Consider the following 17,676-nt stretch of genomic DNA (forward strand, 5'->3'; position numbering starts at 1 on the left):
TCCCTTGCTACGGTTCATCAATCCTTGCGCGGAGCGTGCGCTGCATCCAGCAAGGCAAGCCTAAGGCTGAATCGCAGAATATGCGCTTCGATCGCGGCCAAAAGTATCTTGACGTCGAGATAAATATACACCATCGTCATCCGCGCACCTCGCCGCCACGGCGAAAACCCGCAACTACTTGGCTGTAGGGCGGCCGTAGGCGGTGCGCATAAGCAACCAGGTAACCCAAAGCACTCCGGCGTAGAGCGGAACGCCAAGCAAAAGCTTCATCGTGGCCAACGCCTGAGTTTCTTCAGCGAAGTAGAGCGGAAGCTCGATACCTAGCCGTACGGAGAATAGGCCAGCCCAGAGCACCGTTGCAATCAGCGCGACACGAAATTTTGCCTTATCTTCGCGCCAATCAGCAGCAGTCGGCACTAGCAACGTTGCGATAAGGCCAACAAGAGGCCGTCGCACAATCACGCTCACTACGATCGCGACCAAGAAGACGGCATTGATGACGAAACCAAGCAAAAAATTATCTTCAGCTCGCCCCGTAATAAGCGCAAGGCCGGCCGAGAGAGCAACACCGACCACGCCAACAAGCGCCGACGAAACCGGAGTGCGAGTAACGAGACGAACAATGACAAACCCCAACGCCACGATCACAGGCGCCACGACCGAAGCTACGAGTTCTTGAGTGATCGTGAAGATCACCAAAAATGCGAGCCCCGGGAGAATCGACTCCACTAAACCACGTACGCCACCCATTGCCGCCAGCAGGGCGCCCGAGGTTGGAGCCTCACCTGGGGCTACATGGCCAACCGCAGAACGCCGGGCCGCAGCCGCTAGCGCTTCCCTGACCGTCGGATCAACCGCGGATGCATCGGACGGCAACGGAGCGACAGGAGACTCATTCTCCTGAGGGGAAATCGAATGATCGTCGGCTGGGCTCACGCCTAAGAGTCCTTCTCGCCCGTTGCCGGCATGTGAAGCGGAATCAAATCGCGAGGGGGCATCGGCGTGTTACCCCGCACAACCACGATTGATCGGAAGAGATCTTCGATCTTGGTCGCAGCATCCGCACTGGTGAGTGCCTCACCAGCAATAACTCCGCGCAGGAACCAGCGTGGACCGTCAACCCCGACGAAACGAGCAATACGCTTTTCATCAGGCTTTCCACCAGCGACAGGAATCTCAGCAAAAACCTCTGGCCCGAATGGACCCTCAGAAACTTTGGTCGTTCCCCCCTGAGTGTGAACCTGGTCGATGATCTGTTGGCGAATTTCATGCCACAAACCGCTCGAGCGAGGCGCCGCAAACGGCTGAATTTGAAGAGTTGACCCCGCGTAATCGAGCCCGACTGCCACAACGCGTTTGCTCGCCTCTTCAACTTCGAGACGCAAATGCAGTTCTTGGCGGGGCAGGATCTTCACTCCACCAAGGTCGACATACGGACGAACTGCGTTCGCTTCGCTCTCGTCGAGAGGCCCGTCGCTTGCACGATTTTCTGGCGCAGATTTGGGCTGATCTTGAGGTTCAAGAGATTCTGTGTTGTCGCTCACGAAGTAGCTCCTTGTTGGGTTGAGTCTGCGCGGTATCCAGTCGAGCCAAAGCCCGACTCACCGCGATGACTACCGGGAAGTGTCGTAACCGGGATAAAGCGAGCACGGGACACCGGCATAACGATCAATTGCGCGATTCTATCCCCCGGCTCGATCTCGAAAGTGGATGCCTCGTCAGTATTGAGCAAGGTCACACGAATTTCTCCGCGATAGCCAGCATCTACCGTGCCCGGACTGTTCACAACAGTGATGCCGTGTCGAGCAGCCAAACCGCTGCGCGGCACGACAAACGCAACGTACCCCTGGGGAAGAGCTATCGACACCCCAGTGTCAATAGTGTCTCGAGCACCGGGCGCCAGTGAATAGCGGCCTGTCGAGCACAAGTCTGCTCCCGCATCACCGGGATGCGCGTAGGCGGGCAACAGCCCTCCAGAAATGAGCACCTCTACATTGTCGATCACTAGTCGAGGCTAGTGCAGAACAGGCAGCAGCTCGAAACGTCGGAGCGAAAAGCAGTGTCTAATGGTTGAGTGACTATTTACCGTGAACGCCTCTGGCCAACAGCCTGGCTCTACATCAGCACCGCGCTCGTCATTCCTGCGAGCATCCTTGTTTTCATGCCAATCAACATCATTGCGGGTTACATCACCGCTGCGGTGCTGTACGGCAGTATTGTGCTGTTTCTGCTGTCGACAGCGCCAACAATCGAAGTCGATGAAACCGAACTTCGCGCCGGGAAAGCTCGATTACCGATTGCGATCATCGGTGCCGTAACAACTTTCAACGGCGCAAGCGCAACTCTCGAGCGCGGGCAGCGACTCGATGCGCGTGCCTGGCTAATGATCCGCGGTTGGGTTGCCCCCGTCGCGAAATTAGAAATCAACGATGAGAGCGACCCGACACCATATTGGTTGTTGTCGAGTCGCACTCCCGAGTTGCTTGCTGAAGCAATGCGCAGTCTAAGCTGCGCACTCCAGGCAAATAGCGCCGAGCTTGGTGTTGTGGTCTACCTGCGAGCGGTGCTTCACAAGGAAGCAGCTCACGCAAGTGAATTCGTCGGCCTGAGGAGGCAGAACAACCACATCGAGGTCTAGATCAGAAAGGTCTGCCCCTGCGAGCTCAAAGTTCGCCGGGTTATCTGAATCGTCGACATCAACCGAGCCCGACATCTTGTCAGGAACACGCTCTTTAAGAGCTTCGATCGACTCGGAGTCGTCGTCGGTCTTACGAGGTGCGTCGTAGTCGGTGGCCATGCCCATCCACTTCTGTTTTGCGTTGAATCACCGGAATCGGCGGGCACAGTCTCCATGAAAGCGAGCCGAATTGCAAACCGCCGAATCTGCATCGCTGTGCAGCGCCTGTGACAACTACGAATCGAGGCGTGTTATTCCCACGTTTTATAGCAACTCCGTGCGATCCTAAAGCGGAATCGTCAGGGCTGGAGAAGTTCACTATGGAAGACCTTCGAGTACTCGAAGTACAAGACGGTGCGCTGATTGTTTCAGGCACCGACGGAACGCAATATCGCCTCGCCGTCGACAGCGTGCTGCAGTCACGCCTCCGGCAGAGCCGCGGTCAAACTGGTGCTGGCCCCAAACTTGCCCCCAGGGAAGTTCAAGCCCATATTCGCGCGGGAATGTCTGCGCAAGATGTCGCGAACGTCACCGGTGCAGACCTGGAGTACATTCTTCGTTTCGAGGGGCCGGTGATGGCCGAGCGCGAATTTGTGATCAAGTCGGCGCAAGGCGTGGCGGTGCATGTTGCTGGCGAAACCGATTCGCTCACCTCGTCACGCACATTCGGATCAGCGATCCACGATCGTCTCGCAGAGCTCGGGGCTGTCGACGAACACTGGGCGAGTTGGAAGGACCCCGAAACTGGTTGGGTCGTCAAGCTCGCGTTCACCGCAAGCGACATCGGCCACGACGCACGCTGGCAGTTTGATCCGAAACGCCAGTCCTTGGCACCCTTGAACAACGAAGCGAAAACATTGTCGCAACAAGGGGAAGTCGTCGGTGCGCTTATTCCGCGATTGCGTGCGGTCGCTTCCGTCGACAACACCGCGGAAGCTGCTCGCTTCGACAGTGGCGCTTTTGATATCGACGATCTGCACGATGAACCTGCATCAATTCGGCCCGCGGAACTTCCCGTCATGCGCGACCGCACCGCAGAAGCTGGCGTAGGCAACCAAACCGCTGATCTTCTCGACGCTCTCCGTCGCCGTCGCGGCGAACGAGAGCCAGCAAACTTTGATGCCGCAGACGACGAGGAAGCATCGTCGACGAGCCATGAACCATCGATGCGTTTGTTGAACCCGCCTGCCGCCGAGCAACGTCACGATGCTCCGGCGCCGCCCCAAGTCACGGCACCGCAACCGACAGCAAAGTCACGTAAACGCCGCGTTGCGATGCCGAGCTGGGACGACATCGTCTTTGGCACTAAACCGGACGACGATCCCGCCTAAGCAGAACGAGCACTTAGCGATGTGAGGGCTGGACGGCGCGACTTGCATCGCGCGCAACAGCGCGACTATTGAGCGAAGGCTCCGAATCGCAATAGCGGAACACGAAGCTCGTCGTCTGACCAAGAACCGTGTTGACCGACCATAAGTCGTCCGTGATCGTTGGCGATGCGCGAGTCGTAGTAGGCAATCGCCTTGCGCGCGGCCACGACGATGTCCCCGATGCGCGGTGCGACTGCTGAATCGACCTCGCCGAACCAGCCAGCGGCGATGGCGTCGGCCCGGCTGGCGACCCACGAGCGATGACCTTCGGCTTCCAGCCAACGTTCGAGCACTTGGTCTCGTTCCTCCTTCGGCAAGTTCGCCTCAAAATGGAGTTGAAGGCATCGAGGTTCACCGGCGATATGCCGGATTCCACGCAATAGCTCTGGTGAAGTATCAAAGAGCACGTGTGCATGTGCCGGCACATCAACCATTCCGTGATCGGCGGTTACTAGCAGCCCCTGGTCGGGCTCGATCTGATCGACCACACCGGCCAATGCGGAGTCGAGCGCCTCAAGCGCATGCGTCCACTGTGGCGATTGCCAGCCGTGCGCGTGGCCGGCCATGTCGAGTTCGGGCACATAGACATAGGTGATGGATGCCACGTCGCTCGTTCGCGAAACCGCCATCGCCGTGCGTAGTCGTTCGGCGAGCGAACCCGCCGCTAGATACTGCGCGCCACGAAGGACCGCTTTTGTAAACCCGGATCCACGGTAGCGCGCGGCTCCCACCGTGACCGCGGTAAACCCGAGTTCTGTAGCGCGCTCAAAGATCGTGGGAACTCGTTGCCACGTCGCCGGGTCGAGTTGCGAGTCCCATCCAGACAACTGATTGAGAACCCGATCGTTGACCGTATCGAGAGCGCTGTAGCCGACCAAACCATGTTGCCCCGCTCGAGTGCCCGTAGTCAGGCTGGCAATCGCAGAAGCAGTGGTCGTGGGAAATCCCGATTGAATTGTCGACTGTTTCGAGAACGCCGAACTGAGCGTTCGAGCATGCCCAGAGCGAGCTTTAAGACTGTGTGCGCCGAGGCCGTCAACGAGCAAGACCACGGCGTGCTTGACCGGCGGCAGGCTCAAGCGATTAGCCTCGCCTTGGATTGCCTGAAATGAACTTGACAACACATCGGTTAGGTTCGCTGAGTCTGGGTTGAGCGCCGGTAACATTAGGACAATCCTATGGCTACTCCCACGAAACCCACCCCAGACTCCCCTGCCGGCGAACGCATTGAAGACATCGATGTAACGACTGAGATGCAGGGATCATTTTTGGAGTATGCGTACTCCGTTATTTATTCGCGCGCACTCCCCGATGCGCGCGACGGACTGAAGCCGGTTCAGCGTCGCATCCTGTACCAGATGAGTGAAATGGGCCTGCGCCCCGAAAAGGGACACGTCAAGTCTTCGCGCGTTGTCGGCGATGTGATGGGAAAACTACACCCCCACGGCGACGCGTCGATTTATGATGCGATGGTCCGCCTGACGCAGAGCTTCATTCTCCGCGTACCGCTCATTGATGGTCACGGAAACTTCGGATCGTTGGATGACGGCCCTGCTGCTCCGCGCTACACCGAGGCACGACTTCAAGCGTCAGCCATCGCGATGACCGACAATCTCGATGAAGATGTCGTCGACTTCGTGCCCAACTACGACAACTCAACAACCCAGCCCGAAGTTCTTCCGGCTGCGTTTCCGAACCTTCTGGTTAATGGTGCGAGCGGAATCGCCGTAGGCATGGCTACGAACATGGCTCCGCACAACCTCATCGAGGTAGTGGGAGCAGCACGTCACCTCCTGGCAAACCCCGACGCCTCGGTAGACGATCTCATGCGATTTGTTCCCGGCCCTGACCTTCCCACTGGCGGCAAAATCGTCGGCCTTGCCGGAGTGAAAGATGCCTACACGAACGGTCGCGGTGCGTTCAAAACGCGCGCAAAGGTCTCCGTTGAGTCCATCACGGCACGAAAGATGGGGCTCGTTGTTACCGAGCTTCCGTACCTGGTCGGCCCCGAGCGAGTCATCGAGAAGATCAAAGACGGTGTCAACGCGAAGAAGATCGTCGGCATCTCAGATGTGACCGACCTCACCGACCGCAACCATGGTCTTCGCCTAGTTATCGGCATCAAGACGGGTTTCAGCCCGGATGCTGTACTCGAACAGCTCTATCGGCTTACTCCCCTCGAGGACAACTTCAGTATCAACGCCGTCACCCTCGTTGACGGACGCCCCCAGACGCTCGGCCTCAAGCCGCTGCTCGAGGTCTTCCTTAAGCACCGCCTCCAAGTCGTAACCCGGCGCAGCAATTTCCGCCTCACTAAGCACCGCGAACGTTTGCACTTGGTTGAGGGTCTCCTCATCGCCATTGTCGATATCGATGAAGTTATTCAGGTCATTCGTCAGAGCGACGACAGTGACCAGGCACGCACGCGATTGCGTAATGTCTTTGAACTGAGCGAGTTGCAGGCCGAGTACATTCTCGAACTTCGGCTGCGTCGTCTCACGAAGTTCAGTCGAATCGAACTCGAAGCAGAAGCAGAAAAGTTACGAGCAGAAATCGCGCGACTCGAAGCGTTGCTGTCTGACGACAACCTGATCCGCGCTCTCGTCTCTGACGAGCTCGAAGATGTTGCCGCAAAGTTCGGCACCCCGCGTCGCACTTTGCTGACGGAAGCACCCGCATCCATCGCCATAGTGTCGCGGGCGGCGGCTCGTAAGAACTTGCCGGTATTAGAGATTGCCGATGACCCTTGTGTCGTTCTGCTCTCGACCACCGGACGAGTCATCCGCGTCGGAATCACTGACGACGGAACCGTCACCGCAGCCCAACGCCGTTCTAAGCACGACGCGATCCGATCGCGCGTGACCACCACGAGCCGCACCGAAATTGGGGCTGTGACCAACCGCGGTCGCCTCATCCGCTTCACCGCGATGGATCTGCCCAATGTGCCGTCCAGCTCGGTTCAGCTGGGTGCCGGAGCCAAAATCAACGAGTACCTAGCGATTGATGCGAAGGAGAAGGTTTTGGCGCTTGTCTCCCTCGAGAGCGATCAACCGGTCGCCCTCGGTACGCGACAAGGTACCGTGAAGCGAGTTGCTCCCGGCGTGTGGCCGTCGAAGCCAGACTTCGAGATCATCGCGCTCAAAGACGGCGACGAGCTTGTCGGCGCCGCGCAGAGTAGCGACAGTGACGAACTCACCTTCATCACGTCGAACGCTCAGTTGCTGCACTTCGTGGCCTCGACCGTGCGCCCTCAAGGACTCACTGCCGGCGGCATGGCGGGCATTCGAGTGGATGCCGGAGCCAGCGTCATCTTCTTCGATTCGATCGACGCAACCTCAGATCCGGTTGCGGTCACCGTTTCTGGCTCAAGCGCGACAATTGCCGGAACCGACCCCGGACGAGCAAAGGTGAGCGAATTCGACCAGTTCCCGGCAAAGGGTCGTGGCACCGGTGGCGTACGGGCCCATTCGTTGCTCAAGGGCGAAGACGTGCTAACGCTGGGATGGGTCGGAGCGGCTCCCGCTACCGCGGTAGCGCCCGACGGCGTCGTCCGCCAACTTCCGACCGACCTCAGTAAACGTGACGCCTCAGGAGCCGCGCTAGACGGCGTGATCGGTTCCATCGGCACAGCGCCGTAATTGCCGTTCTTTGCGAAGCCTTAGCCGTGCCCCACGGCTAAGGCTTCGCAATGGGATTCGCTATGCATGGCGACGCAGCATTAGTCGAACACGGCAGCGCGGCATTAGTCGCGCGCTACCCCATCGCTTCAATCGAGCCGTCGCGCTAGATGTCGATCCGGTCGCGGTCGAGGCCCTGACCTTGGATGATGAACTCCTTGCGCGGGGCGACCTCGTTGCCCATCAGAAGTTCGAAGACTGATCCGGCCTGTTCGGCATCCGAAATATTCACTCGACGCAGAACGCGGTTGTTACGATCCATCGTGGTGGTTGCCAACTGATCGGCGTCCATCTCCCCCAGACCCTTGTAACGCTGGATCGGATCTTGGTAGCGCTTGCCCGACTTCTTCAGCCCCGCCAAGACCCCGTTGAGCTCTTTCTCGGAGTATGTGTAGATCGTTTCATTCGGCTTCGATCCCGGGTTGATGACGACAACCCGGTGCAAAGGCGGAACCGCCGCGTAGACGCGCCCATCCCGAATCATGTCGGGCATGTAGCGGAAGAATAGTGTCAGCAGCAGGGTGCGAATGTGGGCACCGTCGACGTCAGCGTCAGCCATGATGATGACCTTGCCATAACGTGCAGTCGATAAATCGAAACTGCGACCCGAGCCAGCACCGATTACCTGAATAATCGACGCGCATTCAGCGTTCGACAGCATGTCACTAATGGATGCCTTTTGAACGTTGAGGATCTTGCCGCGAATAGGCAACAATGCCTGGTATTCGCTATCTCGGCCCAGTTTGGCTGTGCCCAGTGCAGAGTCACCCTCAACGATGAAAAGTTCGCTGTTCGCCACATCACTCGAGCGGCAATCAACGAGCTTTGCCGGCAGGCTGGAGCTCTCGAGCGCATTTTTGCGTCGCTGTGTCTCTTTATGCGCGCGCGCAGAAATGCGCGATTTCATCTCCGCAACAACCTTGTCGAGCACGAGCGAGGATTGCGCTTTGTCGTCACGTTTGGTCGACGAGAATTTCTCGGCGAGAGCGGCCGCCACAACCTTCGCGACGATTGCGCGAACTGCGGGTGTTCCTAAGATCTCTTTGGTCTGACCCTCGAACTGCGGTTCTGGTAGTCGCACGGTCAGTACAACAGTGAGCCCGGCGAGTACGTCGTCTTTATCAAGCTTGTCGTTGCCGAGTTTGAGGCGACGAGAGTTCTTTTCTGTTTCGGAACGCAAAAACTTGAGAAGGCTTTGCTCGAAGCCAGCGAGGTGTGTTCCGCCCTTCGGCGTGGCGATGATGTTGACGAAGCTCTTGACGACGGTGTCGTAGCCGGTGCCCCAGCGCAGCGCGACATCCACAACGCAATCCCGCGAGACCTCGGTCGAAACCATGTGGCCGTTTTCCTGCAGAACAGGCACGCTCTCGGTAAAGCCGCCCGAGCCCGTCAGCCGCCAAACGTCGGTTATCGGCGGGTCTACGGCGAGATGTTCGACAAATTCAGAGATTCCTCCCTCGAACGCAAAACTCTCCTGACGTGGCTCATCGCCCCGGTCATCGGTGACATTCAGCGTCAGGTTCGGTACAAGAAAGGCCGTTTGGCGTAACCGATCGATAAGCCCGTCAGACTGAAAAGCGGCGCCCTTCGTGAAGATCTGGCGATCGGCCCAGTAGCGAACGCGCGTTCCGGTTCGTGCTTTGGCGACTTTGCCGATAATTCGAAGTTCGCTGCCAGAAACAAACGGCGTAAACGGAGCGTCCGGCGTCGGGGCACCGGAATCGGCAAACGTGCCTGGTTCGCCGCGGTGAAACGACATCGCCCACGTCTTGCCGTCACGGTCGACCTCAACGTCGAGCCGTTCAGAAAGCGCATTGACCACCGAAGCGCCAACACCGTGGAGCCCACCGGAGGCCGCGTACGAGCCAGAGCCGAACTTTCCACCTGCGTGGAGCTTCGTGAAAACTACTTCGACGCCAGTGAGGCCGGTCTTCGGTTCGATATCAACCGGGATGCCTCGAGCTTGGTCGCGAACCTCAACGCTCTCGTCGGCGTGCAAAATCACGCTGATCTCGGAGCCGTGCCCATCGAGCGCTTCATCTACGGAGTTGTCGATGATCTCCCAGAGGCAGTGCATGAGCCCACGAGAGTCGGTGGACCCGATATACATTCCTGGGCGCTTGCGAACAGCTTCGAGACCCTCAAGTACCGAGAGGTGACGGGCTGAATAGTCAGAGCTCGCCATGATGTGCTCCTATGAGTTTGACGACGGAAAACCAGCGTTAAGACTACGTTCTCCGTGCGACATTGCGGCTCATCGACACTCATCAGCCGCTTGATGCGCGGAAGTAACGAATCCGATACGCGCTGAGCGAAATGCCCCCGATATAGGAACAATCCGCAGGTCCTCATGCTTGTATAGGCGTACGGAATAACAACCGCAAGCAAGAAGGAGTAGGCCATGTCGAACATAGCAACAGAAGACACCACAGTCGATGAGATGGACTACACCCTCACGGCGCTCGATCGCTGTGACAGTTGTGGCGCGCAAGCATACGTTCGCGCGACACTCGCCAGTGGCGATCTTCTTTTCTGCGCTCACCATGGCGCCAAGTTCAAAGAAAAGCTTTTCCCCACAGCACTGAACTGGCTTGACGAGTCGAGCCGACTGTCATCCGGACGCACCGTATAGCTCTGTCAGATAGTTAGCTGTCTGCCGGCACGTGTGTCGGTGTGACCTTCGTAGGAGAACTGTGAAGCGCATCCGACACTACGTGTCGCGCCTAGTGTCGCTAGATGTTTCGAACATGCTGGTGGTCGCTCGTGCAATAAGTTCACGTAGCCGTACCCCCGTGCTGTTTATCTTGCTGGATATGGTCTGGTGCTCCTTGGTCTATCAGGCGGGGTACCTCGACTATGAAGAGTTCGAGTTCAACGTACTCAGTCGCGCCGAACGAGCCACGTGGATTACGAGTGGTAACGCCAACTCGATAGTCGTGAAGTACAACCAACGCGATTTCCGAGAACGGTTCTACGACAAGCCGACGTTCAATAGGACCTTCGACAAGTGGTTAGGCCGCGACTGGCTCGACTTGAGAACCGCTGGCGAAGCGGAGTTCGTTGAGTTCGTCGGTTCTCACGATCCGATTATGGTCAAAGTTGTGGACAGCATGAGCGGTGCTGGCATCGAAAAACACTCCGGCGACGAGCTCTTAGACGCGCATGCTCTCTACCGCCAGCTCATGGATAACCGTCAATTTCTTGTCGAAGCATTCATCAAGCAGCACCCTGGCATGTCAGCGCTGTGCCCAACCAGCGTCAACTCGCTGCGAATGATCACCTTCTTCGACGGCACAAATGTCCACGTTCTTGAGGCCGTATTACGCATGGGCAACGGCGCGGATGTCGACAACTACGGTCGCGGAGGAATGTACACCGTGCTCGATGAGAAGACCGGAATCGCGCCGTATGGCGCATTCGACAAATTCGCCAATACCTTCACCGATCACCCACAAACGGGAACGCCAATAGTCGGCTTCCAAGTGCCGCTCTATGCCGAGGTGCTGAGCACTCTCGATACAGTCTCGCGAATAATCCCAGAGATCCCCTACGTTGGTTGGGATGTAGCGATCTCGACGACCGGGCCTGCCATAATCGAGGGCAATTACAACACCGGTGTCTTTCAGATGAAACCGAGTCTCACCGGGATCAAGACCGGACTGCTGCCAAAGTTTCGCGAAGTCATCGACTTCTAGCATCCGTCGACTAGACGGTTGCGGCAGTCAGAACCTGCGAACGACGCCTAAGAAACGCGACGAATGACACCGAGCGGTGTGCTCTGGTGATCCTGCCCCAAGGGGTTATCACTCAATACTTTTAGCACCAACGCGCTTGTGGATTTGTCGGTCGATCCGAGAACGTTGCCGCCGAAATCGTTGATGTCGACCACAGAGACCGTTATCGAACCGCCAAGAGCCTGAGCGATATCGCTCGCAACACCATTGGGCCGGGCCGGGCCGAGCACAACGTGAGAATCGTACGGCGGAATCGTGTTCTTGGTCGGCCCATCGATCGCGCGGGCTTTAGGCCCAGCGATTCGATAGAAATCGCCACGACGGCCCACGGCCTTAGTGAGAGCGGCTACTGCGGCCGCAAACAGGATACGGGGGGTGCCGCACTCGCGGAGCGCCATCTCCATTGTCTCAGGCATACCGAGGCCAATACCGTGAGAAGTCTTCGTGACGTACTTCGAGAGGATCGTGGCGAGTTTGCGCGGCACAACCTCAGAGATCGGATAGGCCCGGCCTTGAGTAATGCCGACGATCTTTTCCGTCACAAATAGGATGTCGCCGTCCCGTACAACGTCCGTTGCATATTCCGACACCACCTGAACGATGTCATCATCACGAACCACCAGCCGAGTCTTGATGGGCAGTCGCTCGTAAACAACTCCATCGACCTCGACGGTGAGACTCTTGCCAGCGTTCGCTTCAGCACCCATTATTGGCCTATTCGAGGTAGTCGCGTAGTGACTGCGAGCGTGACGGGTGGCGCAACTTGGCCATCGTCTTGGACTCAATCTGGCGGATGCGTTCGCGCGTTACGCCGAACGTGTCACCGATCTGGTCAAGCGTCTTCGGCATTCCGTCACCGAGACCGAAGGCATGCGAATAACGCCGGCTTCGCGCTCCGAAAGAGAATCGAGCAAGCTCTCAAGCTGCTTCTGCAGCATCGTGAATCCCACGGCATCCGCGGGGACAACAGCCTCAGTGTCCTCGATGAGGTCACCGAATTCGCTGTCGCCATCTTCACCCAGCGGCGTGTGGAGCGAGATGGGCTCACGGCCGTATTTCTGGACTTCGACGACCTTCTCAGGCGTCATATCGAGTTCACGGGAAAGTTCCTCTGGAGTGGGCTCGCGGCCCAAGTCCTGAAGCATCTGGCGCTGGACACGAGCGAGCTTGTTGATGACCTCGACCATGTGCACGGGGATACGAATGGTGCGCGCTTGGTCGGCCATGGCGCGAGTAATGGCCTGACGGATCCACCAGGTGGCGTAGGTGGAGAACTTGAAGCCCTTGGTGTAGTCGAACTTCTCGACGGCACGAATGAGTCCCAAGTTTCCCTCTTGGATGAGGTCGAGGAACTGCATTCCCCGACCGGTGTAGCGCTTTGCCAGGGAAACGACGAGGCGAAGGTTTGCGCCGAGCAAGTGGCTCTTGGCGCGCTGGCCATCTTTAGCCACCCACTGAAGTTCTCGACCAAGAGTCGAACGAACTTCGGCTGGAGTCATTTCTGCAAGCTTATCTTCGGCGAACAGCCCCGCCTCGATACGCATCGCGAGCTCAACTTCTTGAGCTGCGTTGAGCAGTGCGACCTTACCGATCTGCTTTAGGTAGTCCTTTACAGGGTCGGCCGTAGCACCCGTAATCGCCGCAGAGTAAACAGGGACGTCATCTTCGTCGTCTACGAGCGAAAGAACGAGCGCGCCAGTCGGCAGTGCCTCGTCTTTGCGCGTCGACTTCTCTTCTTGATCGTCGTCTTTCGACTCTTCTTCAGAGTCAGACTCGACGACCTCTGCCGCGGCGGCCGCTGCTTTTCTGGACTTCGCTGGCGCTTTGGCCTTAGCCGGCGCCTTAGCGGCGGCGGGCTTCTTCACGGCCGCGGCCTTTGTCTCTGTAGCTGCTTCAGTTGTCGACTTCGTCGTCGCCTTCTTGGCTGCTGGTTTCTTGGCAGTGCTCGCAGCACCGTCTGTCACTGTGGTCGCCTCGTCAGCCGCATCGGCGGCTTTCGTGCGTGCGGCTGCTTTCGCAGGAGCCTTTGTCGTTGCGGTTGTGGTCTCCGCAGCCTTAGTTCGGGTCGCCATGTGAACACCTTTCCGAGGTTTTCGGGCAGTACTAAGACCCATGTCAAGTATTTGAACGTTCTGCGCACGGCAAAACGGTTCTCAAACAAGAACGGGTCTTACTTCTAGTATGCCACGCTTTTCTGGTGTTACGCACCAGAGCTAGAGAGGCAGCCCCGGGTCGCTTTTGTCATCACCCGCACGTTTGATCGCCAGGAACTTTTGCAGCTCTGCCGCGATCTCGTCGGCGGAAGGAAGTTCTCCCGCTTCATCGGTCAGGGGCGACCGCATGGGGTTTTCTTCCATGTAATTGTCGTGACGTTCCTCGAGGGTGCCGACAAGGCGGGCGAGTTCTTGATTTGTCTCGACTTGGGTATCAATCTTGGCCACGAACTCACGACCCTCTTCACGAAGGCGGTCGGTGGGGAAAATTAGTCCCGTAGCAGCACTGACGCTCTCGAGAGCAGTGACTGCGGCAGACGGCCACTCAGTGTCAGCAAGGTAATGAGGTATGAGCAGAACAAAACCTGCGGTCGGATGACCGAGCTCTTGCAGTCGGAACTCAATAAGGTGCATCGCGTTTGCTGGCACTTGCGTGCGCGGTTTCCACACTGACAACGAATCGATGAGCTCGCTGCGATTTCCGCTGACGGTGACGCCAATGCTCCTCGTGTGAGGAACGGGCATCGGGATCGAGTGAACCCACGTTGTTGACTTCACATCAAATTTCTCAACAAGTCGAAGAACCGCAGCAGAGAAGCGCTCCCATTGAAAATCGGGTTCGTATCCGGTGAGCAATAAGAACGGCTGACCGAGTTCGTCCTTTGCCAGATAAAGCTCTAGCTTCGCCGGCCGATAGTCGCTCAGGTGATCCTGATCGAAATAGATAGTGGGGCGACGGGCGCGATAGTCGAGAAGCGCATCATTATCGAACGACGCCACCACTCTTCGTTCAAGCGTGTCGAGGAGATATTGACTGAGTTGGCTAACAGCACCACCCGCGTCGGCGAATCCGGTGAGACCGGCTACCAGCGGCAGGCCGCGCGGTACCCCCGCAACATCTGTCGCGATGTCATATAAGCCTGCTGGATCTCGCATGTTTCAACTCTAATCGCGCCCGCGCCTGCATCTTGAGGATTACGGTCTGCAACGTCATGCTGCTAGCGAACATGCAGCCGGATGCTGGATATCATGGGGGCATGACCGTTGCTACGCTGCACTTGTCCACCCTGCCCGCCCCCCAGATCGAAGCTGATGTACTCGTGATCGGGGTGATCAAGACCGACTCTGGTCCGCAGCTGGCAGACAGCTCCGACGCTCTCGCGCCCTTCGCCGAAGCATTGAGCGTCATAGGCGTCACCGGTGCTCAAGACGAGCTTCACCGCATTCCGGCATCCGGAATTTCCGCTCCTGCCGTCGCCTTTATCGGCCTCGGCGACAAGACAGTCACCGCGGAGATCGTGCGCTACACCGCAGGGTCAGCGGCACGTCAACTTCGTGGCGCAGCTCACATCGCGCTTGCTTTGGGCCTCGAATCAGCTGAGGACACTCTTGCGGCACTCGAGGGCGCAGCGATTGGCGCCTATTCCTATGACGTTTACCGCTCGACCAAACCCGAAGCATCCAAGAGCCTTGCCACTGTAATCACCATTGCGAGCCCTATCGATGATTCAGCACTGGTAGAGCGCGCCCTCATCATCGCCCACGCCACTCACGCAACCCGCGATCTCGTGAATGAAGCCCCTGGTGAGCTCTACCCCGCCACGTTCGCCGAGCGCGCCAGCGAACTTGCTGCCCTCGAGAACGTAGAAGTTGAAATTCTCGCCGAGAAAGAGCTTGAAGAGGGCGGCTTTGGCGGCATCCTCGGAGTCGGTCAAGGCTCGAGTCGCGGCCCTCGTCTGGTCAAACTGAGCTACACCCCGACCGGTGCCAGCAAACACCTTGCGCTGGTCGGCAAAGGAATCACCTTCGACTCGGGAGGGCTGTCGCTCAAACCCGGCCTAGGAATGATCGGCATGAAGTTCGATATGAGCGGTGCGGCAACAGTCATGTCAGTGATCGAAGCATGTGCAAAGCTCGGCACCAACGTGCGCCTCACGGCATGGTTGTGCCTCGCAGAGAACATGCCTTCTGGCACGGCGATTCGCCCCAATGATGTGCTGACGATCCGCGGCGGCAAAACTGTTGAAGTCCTCAACACCGACGCTGAGGGCCGTCTCGTCATGGCCGATGGACTTGTCGCAGCCAGCGAGGAAAACCCCGACGCAATTGTCGACATCGCAACCCTCACGGGCGCTGCCGTCGTCGCACTCGGAAACCGTTACGCCGGGGCGATGGGAGACAAAGAACTCGTCAACCAAGTAGTCGCCGTGGCTGATCGGGTCGGCGAGCCATTCTGGCCGATGCCCATTAGCCCAGAACTTCGCCCCATGCTCGCATCCGATATCGCAGACATTGCCAATATCAAGGCCGGGAACACCGCTGGAGGGATGCTTATCGCCGCGGCCTTCCTGAAAGACTTCGTCGGAAAGCGGGCGGACAGCAGCGAGACCATCCCGTGGGCTCACATCGATATTGCCGGACCGTCCGATAATCGCGGAGGTGGCTGGGGTTACGTTGGTAAGGGCGCTACCGGAATCGGTGTGCGAACACTCATCGAACTGGCCGAGGAATTTTCTCGACCGTAGTAAGGTTTTTTCATGCGGGTAATACCCTCACCATCCGGTCGCAGCGTAATCAACTCTGCGGGCCGGCGAATATTTTCCTTACAGAGGAGCTGCTGTATTGGCTGAGCACAATTTTGACCTTGTCGTTCTTGGTGGAGGAAGCGGTGGCTACGCTGCTGCGTTGCGCGCCTCCGAGCTGGGTATGACCGTTGGCTTGATCGAAAAGAACAAGCTTGGCGGCACCTGTTTGCACGTTGGTTGCATCCCCACCAAGGCGCTCCTGCACTCAGCAGAAGTTGCTGACGTGACCCGGGAAGCCGCTAAATACGGCGTAAACACCACCCTCGAGGGCATTGATATTGCTGGCGTCACGAAGTACCGCGAGGACATTGTTGCTAGCAAGTACAAGGGACTCCAGGGCCTCATCAAGATGCGCGGAATCTCCGTCATCGAGGGCGAAGGCAAGCTTGTCGCGCCCAACACTGTTCAGGTAGGCGAAGACACCGTAATCGGCAAGAATGTGATTCTTGCCACGGGTTCATACTCGCGATCACTACCTGGTCTTGAAATCGGTGGACGCGTAATCACCTCCGAACAAGCTCTCGAGCTTGACTTCGTCCCCAAGAAGGTCGCCGTTCTCGGCGGCGGCGTCATCGGCGTCGAGTTCTCCAGTGTCTGGAAGAGCTGGGGCGCCGACGTGACGATCATCGAGGGTCTCCCCCACCTTGTGCCGAACGAAGACGAATCGGTAAGCAAGCAGTTCGAGCGGGCCTTCCGCCGTCGCGGCATCAACTTCCACACTGGTGTTCGCTTCAAGAGCGTTGAGCAGAATGATGACGGAGTAGTCGTCACCCTCGAAAACGGAGAAACGGTCGAAGCTGAGCTTCTGCTCGTCGCCGTCGGCCGTGGCCCGTCTACTGCAGGACTCGGATTCGAAGAAGTCGGCATCGAGATGGATCGTGGCTTCGTTTTGACCAACGATCGCCTCGCGACAAACGTTGCGGGCGTCTTTGCGGTAGGCGACATCGTGCCCGGCCTCCAACTCGCACACCGCGGGTTCCAGCAGGGAATCTTTGTTGCCGAGGAGATCGCCGGCCTCAATCCGATCGTGATTGACGACGTGAACATCCCCAAGGTCACCTACAGCGACCCGGAGGTCGCTTCGATTGGTCTCACCGAAGCCAAGGCAGTCGAACTTCACGGAGCCGACAACGTCAAGGTTTACGACTACAACTTGAGCGGAAACGGCAAGAGCGCGATCATCGGCACTTCCGGATCGATCAAAGTTGTCCGCGTCGTCGATGGCCCCGTCATCGGCGTACACATGATTGGTGCGCGAGTAGGCGAACTGATCGGTGAAGCACAGCTCATCGTTAACTGGGAAGCACATCCAGAAGACATCACGCCGTTGCTGCACGCACACCCCACTCAAAACGAAGCCCTCGGCGAGGCATTCCTCGCTCTGGCAGGTAAGCCGCTTCACGCGGTATAGGCTCCGCCT

The 17,676-nt window shown here is 58.0% G+C and carries 15 protein-coding genes and 2 pseudogenes; 7 read left to right on the plus strand and 10 right to left on the minus strand.

Annotation, left to right across the window (positions count from 1 at the left end):
- Positions 1–17: 17 nt before the first annotated feature.
- Genes ON14_RS16280 through dut form a run of 4 tightly spaced genes read right to left on the minus strand, consistent with a single transcriptional unit; the run spans position 18 to position 2,005 of the window.
- Positions 18–140: a hypothetical protein gene (locus tag ON14_RS16280; protein ID WP_272943375.1), complete on the minus strand. Its 123-nt coding sequence runs from the start codon at positions 138–140 to the stop codon at positions 18–20.
- Between the two features lie 34 nt (positions 141–174).
- The gene (locus ON14_RS01995; protein ID WP_010202735.1) at positions 175–936 is read right to left on the minus strand and encodes a DUF3159 domain-containing protein; all 762 of its coding nucleotides are present in this window, start codon (positions 934–936) and stop codon (positions 175–177) included.
- Between the two features lie 2 nt (positions 937–938).
- A complete protein-coding gene (locus tag ON14_RS02000) occupies positions 939–1,544 on the minus strand; it encodes a DUF3710 domain-containing protein (protein WP_010202736.1) in 606 nt (201 codons plus the stop codon).
- Positions 1,541–2,005, minus strand: coding sequence for a dUTP diphosphatase (dut, locus tag ON14_RS02005; protein ID WP_010202737.1), 465 nt, complete (start codon positions 2,003–2,005; stop codon positions 1,541–1,543). Before dut ends, ON14_RS02000 begins: the two co-directional genes overlap by 4 nt.
- Before the next feature lie 69 nt (positions 2,006–2,074).
- On the opposite strand from dut, the pseudogene ON14_RS02010 reads away from it, so the two are divergent.
- Positions 2,075–2,485 (plus strand): annotated as a pseudogene (locus tag ON14_RS02010) (DUF3093 domain-containing protein); the annotation flags it as partial.
- A gap of 18 nt (positions 2,486–2,503) precedes the next feature.
- On the opposite strand, the gene ON14_RS15350 reads toward ON14_RS02010, so the two are convergent.
- A complete protein-coding gene (locus tag ON14_RS15350) occupies positions 2,504–2,797 on the minus strand; it encodes a DUF4193 domain-containing protein (RefSeq protein ID WP_081503495.1) in 294 nt (97 codons plus the stop codon).
- A gap of 200 nt (positions 2,798–2,997) precedes the next feature.
- Between ON14_RS15350 and sepH the strand changes: the two genes are divergently transcribed.
- Entirely contained in the window at positions 2,998–4,008 is a 1,011-nt protein-coding gene (gene sepH, locus ON14_RS02015; RefSeq protein WP_010202741.1) for a septation protein SepH, read from the plus strand.
- A gap of 65 nt (positions 4,009–4,073) precedes the next feature.
- Here sepH and ON14_RS02020 read toward each other — a convergent pair whose 3' ends face one another.
- Positions 4,074–5,126 carry an alkaline phosphatase family protein gene (locus ON14_RS02020; protein WP_237719648.1) on the minus strand — a complete coding sequence of 351 codons (1,053 nt, stop codon included), beginning with the start codon at positions 5,124–5,126 and terminating at the stop codon, positions 4,074–4,076.
- Positions 5,127–5,225: 99 nt separating this feature from the next.
- On the opposite strand from ON14_RS02020, the gene ON14_RS02025 reads away from it, so the two are divergent.
- Positions 5,226–7,685, plus strand: a complete 2,460-nt coding sequence (locus tag ON14_RS02025; protein ID WP_010202743.1) for a DNA gyrase/topoisomerase IV subunit A — start codon at positions 5,226–5,228, stop codon at positions 7,683–7,685.
- 145 nt (positions 7,686–7,830) lie between these two features.
- Here the strand turns inward: ON14_RS02025 and ON14_RS02030 are convergent, their stop codons facing one another.
- The gene (locus ON14_RS02030; protein ID WP_010202745.1) at positions 7,831–9,909 is read right to left on the minus strand and encodes a DNA gyrase/topoisomerase IV subunit B; all 2,079 of its coding nucleotides are present in this window, start codon (positions 9,907–9,909) and stop codon (positions 7,831–7,833) included.
- Between the two features lie 216 nt (positions 9,910–10,125).
- Between ON14_RS02030 and ON14_RS02035 the strand changes: the two genes are divergently transcribed.
- The gene (locus ON14_RS02035) at positions 10,126–10,356 is read left to right on the plus strand and encodes a DUF7455 domain-containing protein (protein ID WP_010202749.1); all 231 of its coding nucleotides are present in this window, start codon (positions 10,126–10,128) and stop codon (positions 10,354–10,356) included.
- Positions 10,357–10,417: 61 nt separating this feature from the next.
- The gene (locus ON14_RS02040; RefSeq protein WP_010202751.1) at positions 10,418–11,419 is read left to right on the plus strand and encodes a sugar-transfer associated ATP-grasp domain-containing protein; all 1,002 of its coding nucleotides are present in this window, start codon (positions 10,418–10,420) and stop codon (positions 11,417–11,419) included.
- A 47-nt stretch (positions 11,420–11,466) separates the two neighbouring features.
- Here the strand turns inward: ON14_RS02040 and ON14_RS02045 are convergent, their stop codons facing one another.
- The 3 genes and pseudogenes from ON14_RS02045 to ON14_RS02055 form a co-directional block, all read right to left on the minus strand.
- Complete coding sequence (locus tag ON14_RS02045) at positions 11,467–12,165, minus strand: coenzyme F420-0:L-glutamate ligase (RefSeq protein WP_010202753.1); 699 nt, start codon at positions 12,163–12,165, stop codon at positions 11,467–11,469.
- Positions 12,166–12,172: 7 nt separating this feature from the next.
- Positions 12,173–13,530 (minus strand): annotated as a pseudogene (locus ON14_RS02050) (RNA polymerase sigma factor).
- A gap of 141 nt (positions 13,531–13,671) precedes the next feature.
- Positions 13,672–14,607 (minus strand): proteasome assembly chaperone family protein, encoded by a 936-nt coding sequence (locus ON14_RS02055; protein WP_010202754.1) that lies wholly within the window; start codon positions 14,605–14,607, stop codon positions 13,672–13,674.
- 101 nt (positions 14,608–14,708) lie between these two features.
- On the opposite strand from ON14_RS02055, the gene ON14_RS02060 reads away from it, so the two are divergent.
- Positions 14,709–16,196 (plus strand): leucyl aminopeptidase, encoded by a 1,488-nt coding sequence (locus ON14_RS02060; RefSeq protein ID WP_026037473.1) that lies wholly within the window; start codon positions 14,709–14,711, stop codon positions 16,194–16,196.
- A 97-nt stretch (positions 16,197–16,293) separates the two neighbouring features.
- Entirely contained in the window at positions 16,294–17,667 is a 1,374-nt protein-coding gene (gene lpdA, locus ON14_RS02065; RefSeq protein ID WP_010202757.1) for a dihydrolipoyl dehydrogenase, read from the plus strand.
- The last annotated feature ends 9 nt before the right edge of the window (positions 17,668–17,676 follow it).

This window comes from Salinibacterium sp. PAMC 21357 (genome assembly GCF_000247645.1).
In the GTDB taxonomy this organism is placed as follows: Bacteria; Actinomycetota; Actinomycetes; order Actinomycetales; family Microbacteriaceae; genus Rhodoglobus.

Coding starts and splice junctions, on each gene's coding strand:
- ON14_RS16280 (WP_272943375.1), bottom strand. CDS start 140: ATGACGATGGTGTATATTTATCTCGACGTCAAGATACTTTTGGCCGCG.
- ON14_RS15350 (WP_081503495.1), bottom strand. CDS start 2,797: ATGGCCACCGACTACGACGCACCTCGTAAGACCGACGACGACTCCGAG.
- sepH (WP_010202741.1), top strand. CDS start 2,998: ATGGAAGACCTTCGAGTACTCGAAGTACAAGACGGTGCGCTGATTGTT.
- ON14_RS02025 (WP_010202743.1), top strand. CDS start 5,226: ATGGCTACTCCCACGAAACCCACCCCAGACTCCCCTGCCGGCGAACGC.
- ON14_RS02030 (WP_010202745.1), bottom strand. CDS start 9,909: ATGGCGAGCTCTGACTATTCAGCCCGTCACCTCTCGGTACTTGAGGGT.
- ON14_RS02035 (WP_010202749.1), top strand. CDS start 10,126: ATGTCGAACATAGCAACAGAAGACACCACAGTCGATGAGATGGACTAC.
- ON14_RS02045 (WP_010202753.1), bottom strand. CDS start 12,165: ATGGGTGCTGAAGCGAACGCTGGCAAGAGTCTCACCGTCGAGGTCGAT.
- ON14_RS02055 (WP_010202754.1), bottom strand. CDS start 14,607: ATGCGAGATCCAGCAGGCTTATATGACATCGCGACAGATGTTGCGGGG.
- ON14_RS02060 (WP_026037473.1), top strand. CDS start 14,709: ATGACCGTTGCTACGCTGCACTTGTCCACCCTGCCCGCCCCCCAGATC.